Origin of the sequence: Enterobacter sp. KBR-315C3_2022 (genome assembly GCF_041399425.1) — a bacterium.
Lineage (GTDB): Bacteria > Pseudomonadota > Gammaproteobacteria > Enterobacterales > Enterobacteriaceae > Enterobacter.
The window spans coordinates 1-15761 of sequence record NZ_JBGKEB010000006.1; the positions used below are offsets into that span (position 1 = coordinate 1).

The 15761-nt window shown below is 48.7% G+C and carries 11 protein-coding genes and 1 pseudogene; 1 reads left to right on the top strand and 11 read right to left on the bottom strand.

What is annotated here, in order from left to right; translation table 11 throughout:
- Positions 1 to 134: 134 nt before the first annotated feature.
- The 10 genes and pseudogenes from AB8804_RS08175 to trpS all read right to left on the bottom strand — a co-directional run bounded on the left by AB8804_RS08175 (position 135) and on the right by trpS (position 13268).
- Positions 135 to 3257: an HsdR family type I site-specific deoxyribonuclease gene (locus AB8804_RS08175; protein ID WP_371184952.1), complete on the bottom strand. Its 3123-nt coding sequence runs from the start codon at positions 3255 to 3257 to the stop codon at positions 135 to 137.
- Positions 3250 to 4461: an anticodon nuclease gene (locus AB8804_RS08180; RefSeq protein ID WP_371184953.1), complete on the bottom strand. Its 1212-nt coding sequence runs from the start codon at positions 4459 to 4461 to the stop codon at positions 3250 to 3252. The genes AB8804_RS08175 and AB8804_RS08180 overlap by 8 nt, the downstream gene beginning before the upstream one ends.
- Position 4462: 1 nt before the next feature.
- Entirely contained in the window at positions 4463 to 5683 is a 1221-nt protein-coding gene (locus AB8804_RS08185) for a restriction endonuclease subunit S (protein WP_371184954.1), read from the bottom strand.
- Positions 5680 to 7236 carry a type I restriction-modification system subunit M gene (locus AB8804_RS08190; RefSeq protein WP_371184955.1) on the bottom strand — a complete coding sequence of 519 codons (1557 nt, stop codon included), beginning with the start codon at positions 7234 to 7236 and terminating at the stop codon, positions 5680 to 5682. Before AB8804_RS08190 ends, AB8804_RS08185 begins: the two co-directional genes overlap by 4 nt.
- Before the next feature lie 258 nt (positions 7237 to 7494).
- A pseudogene (locus AB8804_RS08195) lies at positions 7495 to 7800 on the bottom strand (hypothetical protein); the annotation flags it as partial.
- 110 nt (positions 7801 to 7910) lie between these two features.
- The gene (locus AB8804_RS08200) at positions 7911 to 9707 is read right to left on the bottom strand and encodes a DUF262 domain-containing protein (protein WP_371184956.1); all 1797 of its coding nucleotides are present in this window, start codon (positions 9705 to 9707) and stop codon (positions 7911 to 7913) included.
- Between the two features lie 92 nt (positions 9708 to 9799).
- A complete protein-coding gene (locus AB8804_RS08205; RefSeq protein ID WP_371184957.1) occupies positions 9800 to 10669 on the bottom strand; it encodes a phosphorothioated DNA-binding restriction endonuclease in 870 nt (289 codons plus the stop codon).
- A 268-nt stretch (positions 10670 to 10937) separates the two neighbouring features.
- Entirely contained in the window at positions 10938 to 11684 is a 747-nt protein-coding gene (locus AB8804_RS08210; protein ID WP_371185200.1) for a cyclopropane-fatty-acyl-phospholipid synthase family protein, read from the bottom strand.
- A gap of 10 nt (positions 11685 to 11694) precedes the next feature.
- Entirely contained in the window at positions 11695 to 11952 is a 258-nt protein-coding gene (locus tag AB8804_RS08215; RefSeq protein ID WP_112010960.1) for a YjhX family toxin, read from the bottom strand.
- 311 nt (positions 11953 to 12263) lie between these two features.
- Positions 12264 to 13268 (bottom strand): tryptophan--tRNA ligase, encoded by a 1005-nt coding sequence (trpS, locus tag AB8804_RS08220; protein WP_371184958.1) that lies wholly within the window; start codon positions 13266 to 13268, stop codon positions 12264 to 12266.
- A 298-nt stretch (positions 13269 to 13566) separates the two neighbouring features.
- Here trpS and AB8804_RS08225 point away from each other — a divergent pair, with 298 nt between their 5' ends.
- Positions 13567 to 14169: an ATP-dependent Clp protease proteolytic subunit gene (locus AB8804_RS08225; protein WP_112010962.1), complete on the top strand. Its 603-nt coding sequence runs from the start codon at positions 13567 to 13569 to the stop codon at positions 14167 to 14169.
- A 49-nt stretch (positions 14170 to 14218) separates the two neighbouring features.
- On the opposite strand, the gene AB8804_RS08230 is transcribed toward AB8804_RS08225, so the two are convergent.
- Positions 14219 to 15376, bottom strand: coding sequence for a hypothetical protein (locus AB8804_RS08230; RefSeq protein WP_371184959.1), 1158 nt, complete (start codon positions 15374 to 15376; stop codon positions 14219 to 14221).
- Positions 15377 to 15761 lie beyond the last annotated feature (385 nt).

Consider the following 15761-nt stretch of genomic DNA (forward strand, 5'->3'; position numbering starts at 1 on the left):
ATACTGGCCCGGTACGACAGACGAAATCATCGTATAATCCGGGCCGATTAAGTCAAAAAGTGTTACCTATGTGACCGGTCAGATCTGTAACCCATGTGACCGGTTCATACATCAGGTCCCCCTTGCGGCTAAATCTAAAACTGTCCGCCTACACCTTTAAACTTCTCAATAAAGGCACTTATCTTTTGAAAGACCGTTTGTTTTTTTGTTTTGTACTGAGGGTTTAATGGACTGAGTTTAGGCAGTGTATCATTCAGTGCCGTACCGTTTTCCGTTGCATACTCTCGCTTCAGCGAGTTTCTGATATAACGTCTGGCAGCCTCATCATTCAGATTTTCCTCCTTGATCAAGGCTTCAGCTTCAAGCTGTTGAGCCTGCTGGGCAAAGGTATAGAAAGCTTCAATAATGCTCTCTTTGCTCGGCATATCATTGAGATTCGTCTGTTCGATAAAATTAACTATCAATCCTTCTTTTGCCCGGTTGCCTACACTTGCGCGGATTAACCGTTTCACTTCATCTTTCATTGTTGCTTTATCGGTATTCTTTTGGTGGTAGTCGTAAATTAGTCCAATAATATAATCGAGGTTAATTTCCTGCGATTTTAGCAAATCCACCTCAAAGACCACATCATCCCAGTCAACCGTGCTGTTGTCTTTTTCATTAGCCTCACGTTCACGGCGCTGCCACTCGCGGATATCGTTGTAACTTGAACGATAGTCCTGAATTTTACGCTCAGTTGGTAAGCGAATTATCTGTAGCTCAGCGAATTGCTCATCGTCCAGATAATGTTCCGCTTTAAACTCTTCTGTAGCGACTGGATCGCTGAGGTCAACGGTTTGCAAGGCTTTCAGCGTGGTAAATTCATCATAGTTTTGCAGTACGTTCTCTGCTCGCAGGTATTCTCCGAACAATTTAACGAAAGCCTTTTTCTCTTTTTCGGATTCGATACCTGCAGGGTTTGGAAAGCGAGTCTCCAGTTCGGTTACGATATCCATAAAACCGCGTCTCGCCTCGCCGGTTAAACTGTCCGTAAAGCCGTCCATGTATTCGGCATAACTTTTTTCCATCACCATGCTTCGGGTATTGCTTTTTCCGAACAGAGTGATGGCATCGATGGTCGCCTGTTCTAAGTCACGGAAGGTGACAATATTCCCAAAGGTCTTTGTTGCATTGTAAATCCGGTTAGTGCGGGAAAATGCCTGCATCAGCCCGTGGTAGCGCAGGTTCTTGTCCACAAATAATGTATTGAGCGCTGGGGCATCAAAGCCAGTCAAGAACATGCCGACTACTATCAGCAGATCAACTTCTTGCCCCTTAACCCGTTTCGCAAGGTCACGGTAGTAGTTTTGAAAACTGTTTCCATCGGTACTGAAGTTGGTTTTAAAGGTGGAGTTATAATCTCTAATAGCCAATTCCAGAAACTCCCGAGCACTGCTGTTCATGGCAGTAACATCAAAGCTTTCATCGCTAATATCCCCGACTGCATCCTGCTCTTCATTGGCGGCATAAGAAAAGATAGTGGCAACCGTCAATGGTTTGTAGTGGTTATCCTGCTCGAGGGCTGCCTGCTGGATGTTTTTGAAGGCTTCGTAGTAAGCTTTTGCTGCATCTACACTGCTGACGGCAAACATAGCATTAAAACCTGTTGCACCGGAAAACGCTCGGTGCGTTTTTTGGCGGAAGTTTTTCAGGATATAGTGCGTAACTTCGCGAATTCGCATTGGGTGAAGCAGGGCCTGTCTATTTTCAGCTGCATTGAGTTTTCTCTCATCAGTTTCGGTTTCTAATGCTTTAAACTGCGGTCGGACATCATTGTAATCGACTTTAAATTTCAGTACTTTTTCATCCCGAATGGCATCGGTGATGATGTAAGAATGTAGCTCCACGCCGAAGACGCTTTTTGTATCTTCTGCGCCCAAAGCATTTTTACCGGCAAAAATCGGGGTACCGGTAAAACCGAACTGGTAAAAACGTTTGAATTTCTTTTTTAGGTTCTTCTGTGCTTCACCGAACTGGCTGCGGTGGCACTCATCGAAGATGAAGACGACCTGTTGTTGATAGACGGGTAAGTCGGCTTCCGCTTTCATCAGGTTATTCAGCTTCTGAATCGTTGTGACGATTATTTTATTATCATTTTTATCCAGATTTCGTTTAAGGCCTGCAGTATTGTCAGAACCATTAACGCTGTCCGGCGAGAAGCGTTGATACTCTTTCATTGTCTGGTAATCGAGGTCTTTTCTGTCCACGACAAAGAATACTTTATCAATAAAATCCAGTTCGGTTGCCAGACGAGCGGCCTTAAAGCTGGTCAGGGTTTTACCTGATCCGGTGGTGTGCCAGATAAATCCCCCGCTTTCCGGTTTTGACCAGTTATTTGCTTTAAAGGAACTGTTAATTTTCCATAAAATTCGCTCAGTGGCAGCAATCTGATAGGGGCGCATCACCAGCAGCGTCTGGCTACTGTCAAACACACTGTAGTTAAACAGCACCTTGAGCAGGGTATGCTTCTGGAAAAAAGTGGCAGTAAAGTCCTTCAGGTCTTTAATCAGCTCATTATCAGACTTCGCCCAGTTCATGGTGAAATCGAAACTGTTCTTATCTCGTTTAGTGGTATTGGCAAAGTAACGGGTATCGGTACCGTTGGAAATGACAAAAAGTTGCAGGTATTTAAACAGCGAATTGTCACTGTTAAAGCTTTCCTTGCTGTAACGGTGTATCTGGTTAAAAGCTTCACGAATCGCTACACCGCGTTTTTTCAACTCAATTTGTACCAGCGGCAGGCCATTGACCAGAATAGTGACATCGTAGCGATTGGCGTGCGTGCCTGCTTGTTCAAACTGCTTGATGACCTGCACTTTATTGCGAAGGATGTTTTTTCTATCCAGCAGATAGATATTCTGAATACGGCCATCGTCGAAGACGAAATCATGAACATAATCATCATGAATCTTGCGGGCCTTTTCGACAACGCCATCGCTGGGCTTGTCCATCCAGGTTTCCACAAAGCGACGCCATTCAGCTTCCAGGAACTCCACATTGTTAAGGCTTTGCAACTGTTCCCTGACATTGGCGAGCATAGCCTTGGCGTTGTTCAGGGTTGGCAGGTATTCATAGCCCTGGTTAACTAAATCCTGAATCAGCTCACGCTCCAGATCGCCTTCGCTCTGGTAGCTCTCGGTAATCTTCCAGTCCGGGTTGTATTTGTCCAAAATGATAAAATTATTGGACTCAGCAATTGGCTTGGTGCAATCAACCATTTTTTTGTTCCTGCTGCCAGAAGTTATAGTTATCTTTCAAATGTTCGAGCAACAGTTTGACCGTTGCTTTCTCCGCTGGCGTTGGTTCTGCAACGGCTTCATTCGATAGCGTACAGTGGCTTGTGAACTGCATAATTCTATTCAAATAGAGTTCTTTGTCGTCAGGTAAAAGTAGGGACCATCTAGGGTAGCCCAAAAAACTGGCCGTTTTCTCATACAGATTGCGCAGTAACGTGAAGTGATATCTTTCCACGTTGTTGTTAGCAATGGCCTGTTCGATGGTTTGCTTTAGATGAAGATGGTAGGAAAAACTCTTGTTAGAGTCGCCATGTTTTTCTGTGAGGGCAAATGTACCATCCTCAAAACTCTCCAACATGTAACAAGCTTTGCCGTTCAGCTCATTGAAAAGCACATTATAAAATAGTGGATTATGCGTCGTGATAATGAACTTCAAATCGGATTCACTGGATTTGATCAGCCCTGCAAGATTGACTGCTAATTCAATCAAATGGTTATCATCAAGGGAGCTAACGGGATCATCAATGAATACATATTCCAGTTGATCAAATTCTCGGTTCTCACGTACATCCGGATCGGCGACATTGAGAATTGTTACCACTTGATCCAGTAGGGTGTAAAACACACTCCAGATGAAGTTGCTCTCTTCACCTTTGGATAACTTGATGTGGGCGGAACGTTCATCGTTACCGCGCTCCATGGAAAAAGTGATTTCGGTAAAATCTGGATTGAAGTGTGGCGTTAGCTTGTCGTTTGCATAGCGCTGGAAATAACGGACGATATTGCCATCCTGTCCCAAATCTTTGAGCAATTTCAGCAACCAGTTTGTATAGGAATTCGGCTGCACCTTCAGCTTCGGTTCTGCGTCTTCTTGCAGATCGTTATCCCAATAAAACAAGTCCTCAGTGAAGGCATTGTAATAAAGAATTTTTTTGTGCGGCAACTCGTACTGTTCAGCTTCGTCTTCACCTTCTCCTTCTCCTTCTCCGTCAATAACTTGGGACGCAATCCATTGCTTGAAATTTCGGGAAAGACGTGTCTTGCCTGTGCCATTGAAAGCGTAGATTAACTGCACCTTTGGCACGGGCTTAGTCTCTTCAACTTCCTTTGTTTTTTCAGAGACATTTTTTTTGACTTTCTTAGGCGTACTCAGCTGTTGGGCTATTTCCAGGAGTGTCTTGCTCATGTCACGCCTCTGCCACTTCCTGCTTCGGGAAGCTAAATAGCATGTCCCGATAATATTCGTACTGTTTTTGGCGCAACTCGATTTCACGGGGAAGGCCTTCAGTGAAGGAGTTGGTCAGCGTGTCGAATTTATCCAAAATTTCAACAATGCGAGCTTGTTCTTTAAGTGATTTATCAGGGTCGGTTGCATAAGGTATAGGAAGTTTGAAATTTTTTATAATGGTTGAGTTAAGGTCACCTCTGGCACCTTGTCCCAGCGACTTTATGTTTTCATAATTGAAGCTTACCCAATGGAAGACATAACGATATAACGCCTTTGTGTCGTCAATTTCTAAACAACCACAGTGCTGGTTGGTTGTTAAAGGGATTTTATTTATGGCAGACCGTCCCGCTGTTGCTCCTGAAATAGCAATAATTACACAATTTTCTGGAATCCATTTTGCTGCAGAATTCTTTAACGCAGCTTGAGTTATTTTTATTTCAGTACTGTTGATATCCGAGAATTTAACCTCTTGAGTCCTTAACCAAGGAATATCACCATTTTCATAATACTCAGCTTTGCCTGCTGTAGGTGTTCCGCCTGAGTACCATTTTTTTGTTACATCCCCTAGCGTCTTCCACTCAACCTCACCATCCTCAAAACTCAGCAACTGGTCGCGATAGTAGTTGTACTGCTTTTTACGCATGCTAAGCTCAGCGGTAAGCTCAGCGGTAAGTGCAGAAAATTTATCCAGAATCCTGACAATTTCGGACTGGATTGCAAGGGATTTTTCTGGGGTGCCCGGGCAGGGGATAGGGATTAGTAGCTTCTTCAAACTACTAGCATTCAAAGCAGGTATGCCGTCAAAAGTACATAGCTCCTGTATTTCCTTTTGCATCTCAAGCAAGAGATGATACAAATATCTCACATTAACGCTTTGTTCTTTATTTATCGTAACGGAATAATTGAGATTTCCTCTGAAATATTTACCGTTTTGCCATGTAACAGAACCTACACCAGCCCCCCTGGTAGTTATACCCATTGGGTCATTGTCGGTATTCCAAGTGTCTATAAATCCTAATGGCTCTCGGCCACTGTTAATAACAGGATATTCGCCGAGATTATCTGAAATCATATTTTTATTAACAGATTGACCCGTTTTAATCGTTGTTATGTTGCCTAATGGCAACCACTCAACTCCTGCCCCATCCAGCAGCTTTTTCAGATAACTCAGATCACTCATGCCTTCACCTCGCTACCTTCGATTTCAGCCACAATCGAATCAATGTCCTTGCGTAACTGGTCAATTTTGCTGACGGTATTTTTCAATTCGGCATTCAGTTCGGTGATATCGACGATTTCACGGGTATCCAAGGCTTCGACATAACTGCTGACTGACAGGTTATAGTCATTGGCGGCAACAGTCTCAAACGGTACAGATTTCGCCAGATGGTCGGTATCTGCCTTGGTGTCAAAGGCCTGCATAATCAGTTTGATATGCGCATCGGTCAGAATGTTGTTATTGGTTTCTTTCTTAAACAGACCGCTGGCATCAATAAACTGTACACTGGTATCTGTTTTGTGTTTTGACAGCACCAGAATATTGACGGCAATGGTGGTGCCGAAGAACAGGTTTGGTGCGAGTGAAATCACCGTCTCAACATAGTTGTTATCAACCAGATACTGGCGGATTTTCTGCTCTGCGCCGCCACGGTAGAAGATACCCGGGAAGCAGACAATCGCCGCCCGGCCTTTGGCGGAAAGATAGTTCAGCGCATGAAGCACAAACGCAAAGTCAGCTTTTGATTTTGGGGCCAGCACACCTGCCGGAGCAAAACGCTCATCGTTAATTAAAGTCGGATCGTCGCTGCCAATCCATTTCACCGAATACGGCGGGTTCGACACAATCGCATCAAACGGCTTTTCATCGCCAAAGTGTGGTTCAGTCAGGGTATTGCCCAGCCTGATATCAAATTTGTCGTAGTTGATGTTGTGCAGAAACATGTTCATACGCGCCAGATTGAACGTCGTATGGTTTATTTCCTGACCAAAGAAACCTTCTTCGATGATGTGGTTATCAAAATGTTTCTTCGCCTGCAGCAGCAGTGAGCCCGAGCCTGCTGCCGGATCGTAGATTTTGTTAACGTGGGTCTGACCGTGCATTGCCAGTTGAGCAATCAGCTTAGAGACATGCTGTGGTGTGAAGAACTCCCCGCCTGACTTACCGGCATTTGCCGCATAGTTAGAAATCAGGAACTCGTACGCATCACCGAACAGATCAATTTGGTGGTCATTAAAGTTACCCAGTTTTAAACCTTCAACACCTTTCAGAACGGCAGCCAGACGGCTATTTTTGTCTTTTACAGTGTTACCCAGACGGTTACTGGTGGTGTCAAAATCAGCAAACAGGCCTTTGATGTCAGCTTCAGACGGGTAACCGTAAGCTGAGCTTTCAATGGCGACAAATATACTGTTTAAATCAGCATTCAGCCTATCGTTAGTATTCGCTTTAGCAGCAACATTGCAGAATAGCTGGCTCGGGTATATGAAATAGCCTTTGGTTTTGATGGCATCATCTTTAATGTCATCGGTAATGATACTGTCATCCAGCGCAGCATAGTGGATGCTGTCATCACCGGCTTCGATGTAACTGGAGAAGTTTTCACTGATAAAGCGGTAGAAAAGTGCACCAAGGACATACTGCTTAAAGTCCCATCCATCTACCGAGCCTCTGACATCGTTGGCGATAGCCCAGATTTGGCGATGTAGTTCTGCACGCTGTTGAAAGCTTGTCATTTTTTTATCCTGCGTTCGATTTTTAGCAACTGCTGATGACGAGATTTTACCGCAATTTTTTCACAACGACTGTACCTTTATCAGATCCAGTTATGCCCTTTCTGCTAAGTGGCTTCGTGGAGGCATAAGGCTATGCCAGTTACCCGTATCTGTGTGCATTGTAAAATTTGATTATTTGCTGTGCTGCAGTAATCGTTTTCTGGTCTGCCGCATTGGGCATTAGATCGTATCCTGCAGCAGATAAACCTGCATACCTGTTCAGTTGAGTCGCTGGGGAAGCCGTGGACGACCTGTCAGTGGACGCTCAGGTACTTCATTGCAGCTGTGGAGTAGCAACCCCTCCTTCTGTTGGATTTTTGTCATATAGGCGAGTACATGCCGTATGTTGGCAATACTGCCAGGATCGTTGTAGTGAACAGGGATATTGATATTTGCTCGATAGTGTTCTTTGTACTCGCAACGGTGATGTCAGCCTTCCCTATCTGTAATTTTGTTCCATAGCTCGCCCGCTTTCTCAGCCCATGGATAGGTTATTTGGGTCCGATTACCATCTAACCAGAAGACTGCATCCGGTGTGCCGAGTAAACTATTAAGTGTGAAGTAGCATGTTTAAATGAAAGTAAGTTTTTAGCTTACTTCTGTGCGGGGGGCCCTCGCACAGAAGTCTATCAGTATTAAGAATTAAGCGATTTTCCCATCGCTCTTTCAATTAAACTCAGTAATTCCTTTTGCCGCTGCTCATAGAATTCTTCAAAGTTATCATGACGTAGTGCACTCACTGGCATGTGATGGCTACGTAGTAGCGCATCCATTGCATCATCACCCAACTGAACCTGTGAATGTGACTGGAGCGCTGCCAGATATACAGACGGCGCAGAGCCCCCAATCATTCTGTTGGCTTTATAGGAAATGGGTGTTTTATTGATGATCGAATCGTACTGACGACGAGGAATACCTTGTTTTTCACACCAGTCTTTTGGGAAGATATGATGGATATCCAGAGAAACTTCATCTGCTTCAAGATCACGAATTTGGGATTTCCAGAACAAATCATGAGCGCCATCTCGCAGAACAAGCACATTTATACCCTTATACGCCGCACTCAAACGTGAAGTGAGAGACCCCAGACGATCAATCTGAAAATTAGCATCATTGATTGTTCTGGGTAGGCCCCCGCCAGCTTCGATCCATGAAAGAAGCTCTTCGACATCGTTAGCAATGCGGGTTTCAACGGCGCCGCCATAGAGTTCACCTAACACACCACACCAGAACCAGCGAGCAAGTTTTTGGTGAATCTGTGGTTCTCTCCAGCGTTCATCATCTTTGCTACAAATAATGGTCATTACTGCGGCCAGGGGGGCAATTTGTGTGCGGTACGGTAAATCACGCTGAGAGCTGAAGCATTCCTGACGCAAGAACTTTGCGGCACATTTAAACCCTTTCTCAACTACATCGGCCCAGTCCTTATAAGCAGTTAAAGGTAGTTCAAGAACTGAAGCCCTTTTGGCACTCACTGGAGATACCTGCTTTCCGGTCTTACCCGCCGCAAGGTCGGCTTTACGCTTTTCCAGCGTATGGAGCATCGTTACAGCTTGAAGGAAATCTGTGTTTTCAACCACTTTAAGGATTGGCTCTGCCGAAAGACGCTGCTTACGAGAATCTACTTTGCGAATATCACTGCCGTACCAGTCATCCCTAAGGTTATAGCCGTCAGCAGCATAGCTGGCCGTGACAAGCTCAAACACAGACAAAGGTATACCACCGGTATTCACTTTTTCAAAGACAAGGCAAACGGCTTCTTTTGACGTATCTTTTTTCAGGACAATCAAAGGTATTTGGTAATCATTATAGGCATCCAGAACCTTCGCCTTAAATTCGAAGAAGAGCTGTACTGCTTCGGGATTGTGGGTGTAAAGATCTTGCAGCCAGCCCATTGCTTCGAGGATTTCGGAGCAAGGAAAATAAAGCTGCTGGCACTCACGTTTTCTTTCTGAGAGATCAAGCTCAATCTTGCGGCCAAAATCGCTGCGAATCTGGCGGCTATCATCCGTTGCGATAATTGCATCGTCTAGCCGGTCTGCACCTTCGAGCGCAGTAGGGATATGGATATAGTAATGACGATCTACTGGTTTACCTTTATCGGTCGTCGTTTTTACCGGCCCCGAGAGTTTAAGAACCTGAGTTAATGTTGTCAGCCGCTGCTGACCGTCCAGAATTAATTTTTCAGGGGCAGGAAGACCAACTGGAGAGACATTCTCAACAGGGCGAACCTGAAAACGTACTTCGCCACCTGTTTCAAGAAGCATTACAGCACCAACTGGAAATGAGCGGCCGAGGCTTACCAACAGGCTACGAACATGTTCATCATCCCATACCCATCCGCGCTGAAAATCAGGGAGCTGAATTTTACCTTCAATAATATCCTTTAACAGATCCTTCAGCGGCAATTTCGTACTATCAAATGTCGACATTTTATATCCTTGCTGCGCGTAGCATAATAATATTTGCGAGATTAATTATTTTATGACTTTTGCATATTCTATTTAGTTTATCTTTATCAAATTTAAGAGCGAAAAACTTCTTTTCTGTGCCACTCCACAAACCCCTCCCCAGGATAATTCCCTTTCACCATCGGGAGCGCGATCTGCTTCCCGGCAAAATCCCAGAACAACCGCCCTACAATCCCACTCCCGTTCACTGCCTCTGACACCAGCACCTTCATACTGTCATCCAGCCCAATCGACCCCTTATCAAACGCCTTATGGTGAATCGCACATAGCGCCAGCCCGTTCGGGATCTCGCACGGCCCGCCAAACTGCTTCCACTTGATATGCGCGGCTTCGAGCGCTACGGATGTATTGTCGTGCCGCATATTAAACCCGCAGATAGCGCACTCATAGTTATACGCGCGCAGCACCTGCTGGCGGAACAGCGGATCGCGAACCTTACGGATCTGCTGGATATCAAAACCCATCTCATCCGCGATCTCTTCCTGAATGCTTTCTGGAAAATGCGCTTCGAGGATCTGCTGCGCCAGCGAGCCGATCAGGTTCTTGTTCTTACCGAGCAGCGCAAAGTGTTCTTCGTCAAATCCGCCTGCGACCTTCTGTTCCACAAGCTCTCTGACGGGCGGCTGTTTGCTGCCAGTGGTCGAACAGAACTCGGTATTCTGAAGATCCCAAAATCCATCACCTCTTAGCCGCCAGAAGGGCATATGCGGGTAATGCGACTTCCTCTGCGGGCCAAAGCGTTCCAACAGGCTAAGCAGCTGCTCGTGGACTTCAGTACCGTAATCAAACAGGCGCGCATGCCCCTGCTGATAGTTCGCCAGCACGTAAAGAAGCAATAAGGGCTTATGTGGCGCGCGTTCTCCGCCTTTGCGCCAGATGGTGATGTCGGCAATTGCCTGTTCGAGAGTTTTGCTGGAAGCCATCGCGTTACGGAATAAGGTAAATAATTGCGATGATGCTCGCAAAACTCCAACCATTCAACCCAGTACTAGCAAAAACATGAGGTTACCGCACATCACATTATTTCCTGAATCCTCCTCGCTTTATTTAAATTGTATTCCCGCGTCGATAATCAATATCTTCCCCTCGGCGGCAGCTAGTCTACATTCCGGTCATTAAGCGTGGGCAAGAGTTATATCTGAATAAACCATGCAGGCGGCATAGCATTAACGCTATACCGCCTGTTTCAGGCTATCGGGCCATCAGCGCAAATACGCCCCAGCCGAAGTATTCCCGTGCGTAGGTGACGTGGCGCCTGGGCGCTGCCGTCAGCTCCGCCCGGACCTCCTGCGCAAAGTCATCGTCTGGGTTGGCCTCCAGCCAGCGGCGCATAGTCATCCATTTTGCCGCTTCGTATCTGTCCCAGCCTTCCCGATCGGCCAGCACCATTTCCACCAGGTCATAGCCCCGTTCGTCGAAGGAGGCGACAAGGTCGGGCAGGGTGAGAAAATCAGACACCGACGAAACGCCGCAGGCCTGGGCGATCTCATTGCTTGCGGGAACCTGAAGCCAGTAAGGTTCGCCGATGAGCATGATCCCGCCTGGCCGAAGGCTTTTGGCCAGCAGCGCCATCGTCCCGGCCACGCCGCCCGCGATCCAGGTGGCGCCCACGCAGGCCGCGACGTCACATTGTTCATCAGCGACGTATCCGGCCGCGTCGTTATGCATGAAACGCACGCGTTCGCTCACGCCGAGCTCCTCGGCGCGGCGCCTGGCCTGTTCGGTAAAGAGCGGGCTCATGTCGATACCGGTGCCGGTAACGCCGTGATCGCGCGCCCAGGTGCACAGCATCTCTCCCGAGCCGCTGCCGAGATCGAGAATGCGCGTGCCCGGCTTCATGCGTAGCGCACGGCCCAGCGTGGCATATTTTTCCGCGGTGAACGGGTTATGAATGCGGTGTTCGCTTTCGCTGACGGTAAAAATACGTGGGATATCCATCATCCTCTCCTTAGCGGTTATCAGGCTGGGCGCGAACGCTGTTCAGCCCGGTGGTGTTGATGCGGTAGGGCTGACCGTTAACGGACTTGATCAGCTTTTTGGTTTTGAGCTTTTTAAAGACGGCGAGCGTGCAGTCGGTGAGCAACAGCCCTTCGCGGCTGTAGCATTCAACGGAAGTAACGCGGCCTGATGCATCGCGGACGTGCGCGATTCGGCCACCTTTGGCGAGAACGTGTAAGGTACGCTGTTCCTGACGGGATAAATTCATACTGGAAAACCTGTTTAATCATCATGTGCAAAACGTGCAAACACGCAGCGGTGTCCGCATTCGATTTCGGCGCATTGATAATCAGTCCGGCCTGAAAAGGTCGGGAAGCTGATTATCGGATGATTACATTCTCCAGCATCAAAGCCTCGGGTTGAGTTGATAGGTATTTACGGCGTGAATGATAACACCCGTTTTTTATAAGGGAATGTTTGAGGAGGAAAAGTGTGATCCAGCTCGAAGCCAGGCGGCGCCATCACCGGTTTGCAAAATATGATGGCGCGCTGGCGGCCAGCCTCGGTTATCCCGTCAGCTTAAAACACCGGCACCCCCAGCCCAACCTTCACCTCCCGCAGCGTCTCCTGCGTCACGCCCTGCGCCCGTTCGGTCCCGCGCCTGAGCATCGCCATCAGCTCGCCTCTGTCACGAATGTACATCGCCCGGCGCTCGCGCATCGGCGCAATCAGCTCCTGCAGGCACGCCTCCAGTTCGTTCTTGCACGCCCGGTCACCCAGCCCGCCCGCCTGATAGTGCGCCTTCATCGCCGCGACTTTCTCTTTGTCCGGATGAAACGCGTCGAGATACGTAAACACCACGTTCCCCTCAATCTGCCCCGGATCGCTCACCTTCAGGTGGTTCGGGTCGGTGTACATGGCGCTCACCGCGCGGTGGATCGTCTCCTCGCTGGCGGACAAATGCAGCGTATTGCCGAGCGATTTCGACATCTTGGCGCTGCCGTCGACGCCCGGCAGGCGGCCGGTGTCGCTCAGCATCGCCTTACAGTGGCGCAGCACCGGGGCGGGCAGCAGGCTGTTCATCTTGTGCACAATCTCGTTTGTCTGCTCAATCATCGGCAGCTGGTCGTCGCCGACGGGCACGCACTCGGCCTTAAACGCGGTAATGTCCGCCGCCTGGCTGATGGGGTAGACCATAAACCCGACCGGCAGCGAGCGGGCAAAGCCCTTCTGCGCAATCTCGTTTTTCACCGTCGGGTTCCGCTCCACGCGGGCAACGGTGACGATGTTCATATACAGCATCGTCAGCTCGGCGAGGGCGGGCAGGGCGGACTGCAGGCAGATCGTGGTCAGGTTCGGGTCGATGCCGGCGGCGAGATAGTCGGCCAGCACCTCGGGAATGTTGTCGCGGATCTTCTGCGGGTTGCTGCCGTTGTCGGTTAACCCCTGCAGGTCAGCAATCAATACGTACTGGTTATGCGTCTGCTGCAGCGCCACGCGCTGGCGCAGCGATCCGACGAAGTGACCAAGGTGCAGCGGGCCGGTAGGGCGGTCGCCGGTGAGGATGGTGGTTTTAGCGTTCATAAAGACTCCTTAATGTGCAAGTGCCGAAAGGAGTCTTAAACGTATGAAAGCCGCCTTTCGGCGGCTCTCTGAAATGGGGAAAACGATTCCGTGCCGCCTTTAAGAAGGCAGCCACCAGCGGTTTACGGTGAGTACGGCGTAGTTTATGTTCATCGGGATACCGTACCACGTCTGGCTCGGAATGCAAAAGGGCGCGTCCTGCGGCCAGCAGAACGGGTGCAGCCCGTTTTATTGCTATCGGCTCCCCCCATCACAGGCTACACTCTGGGTTTGAGCGCGAAAAGCTGAGGAAATCACAATGCACTTCACACAGAAAAACGACAACACCGAAAAAGCGGACGGCAAAAACGTGGCGGGCGCCCTCCAGCAAAAGCTGCTGGAATCCCGTTCGATCATCATCTCCGGTGAGATCGACCAGGCGCTGGCCGAAAAGGTGATCACCCAGCTGATCCTGCTGCAAAGCATCAGCAACGATCCGATCAAGCTGTACATCAACAGCCAGGGCGGCCACGTGGAAGCGGGCGACACCATTCACGACTTCATTAAGTTCATCCGTCCGGACGTGCACGTGATCGGCACCGGCTGGGTGGCCAGCGCCGGGATCACCATCTTCCTGGCGGCGAAAAAAGAGCACCGCTACGCGCTGCCGAATACCCGCTTTATGATCCACCAGCCGCTGGGCGGCGTGCGCGGCCAGGCGACGGACATTGAGATCGAAGCGCGCGAGATCATCCGCATGCTGGATCGCGTGAACAAGCTGATCGCAGACGCCACCGGCCAGCCGCTGGAGAAAGTGAAAAAAGACACCGACCGCAACTTCTGGATGTCTCCGGCAGAAGCGCTGGACTACGGCATCGTGGGTAAAATGATTACGCACTATGACGATCTGAAGCTGGATTAATCTTTCTCTTGCTAGCGCCCTGTTACGGGCGCTATTGCATCACAACGATTTACTCTTCAATTGCGATACAAATAAGCTCGTAGATCTTTTTTGCACCAGCATTTGACTGCGTTAATTCAGCGCGGTGCTTCTGGCCATTTTTCATGTGCAGGACAATATCTTTATTCAGTGCGCCCTTCAGGGTGACGCTTTTGATATCGTCGAAGCGGACGTAAAACGTTTCATATAGCTTGCCCAGCACGCAGTAAACACATTCGTCCGTTAATACCACTCCCCGATCGCCATGGCCGAAAACAGTTTCATCGAAGTAAAACAAAATATCTTCTTCCGACAGCGGAGGCAGTGCCCGCTGACGTTGAACGGCCTGAAGAAAATGGCCTATTTTTTCCCGGTTCAGGCCATCGTAGCGATAAAAGCTGTGCTCTTTGTTGGTGGCATACTGCGTTGTTCCGGCTGAGGACGTTTTGCTCTGAGGCATAGGCAACGCCTGTGAATGGCCCGGCGTACTCACCTGCGAAACGGAACCAACCACTCCCGCGCCCACCGCCCCTGCACCGGGCAGCGTGTGGGCAACATCGATCGTTTTTATGCTCGTCACCGTTCGGGTATAGGCGCTGACGGGGGTATCACCGCGCATATGCGCAGAGACATGCTGCGGCGTTTTAACCACGGTCTGCACCGGCGTTAATACCGTTCTGAACGCCGCGCGCAGCGATGCTACGATAGACACAATCAGCAGTGCGATAATCGGAACCGAGAGCCACATAATGGAGAAAAAGAACAGGCTCTGCTTCGTGTCGGCGGCGAGCTGTGAGAGGCGGGAACAGTAGAGCCCGGCTGCAATCACATAAACGACGCCGCACGCGATGTTGGACATGGTGTGACTTTCCCCCGGCGACGTCATCTCCTGGATGGCAGGGAAAAGCAGGCAGCCGTAAAGCACGGCGCTGCAAAAGGCATCAGGCAGCAGGCTTTTGATGCTTTCAAAGGCTTTTGCAATGTTGTAGAAAATCCACAGCAGCAGCAAAATCCAGCCAATAATGGGGATTGCCGCGGCGATAGCCATCAGAACCATGCTGACGATCATGCTGCCCAGAATATTTGCTAAATGCCCTTCCGAAATAAGATACCAGACGAAATACAGAAAGGACGCTCCGGCTACCACCGGCAAAGCGACAACGATACTTTCAGGAATAAAAAGTACCACTCCGCCTAAAATGAGAAGAATAAGAAAACAGAGGCCCGGGCCGTTATTTTCATTTTTATTTTCTATTTCAACGTCAACAGACATAATGATGATCTACCTTATTTGATAAATAGCTGTGTGGAAATGGCGCTGGTATTCTCAGCTTTTATTAACGATCCCAATCATACGCTGAGCCTGTGACACCGCAGGCCTAAAGCGGATATGATACATTGCTATTATCGGCACGGGAGCAAAATGTTTATACTTGATCTGCATTTCTTTACCAGCGGAGTACAATGCGGGCCTTATTATATATAATATATCGATGGCTCGAGGCGCTATTTTCGATAGCGCACATCAATTCCATTGAGCTTGACCCACGACAAAGCAGCCCTCCACGCTCTCT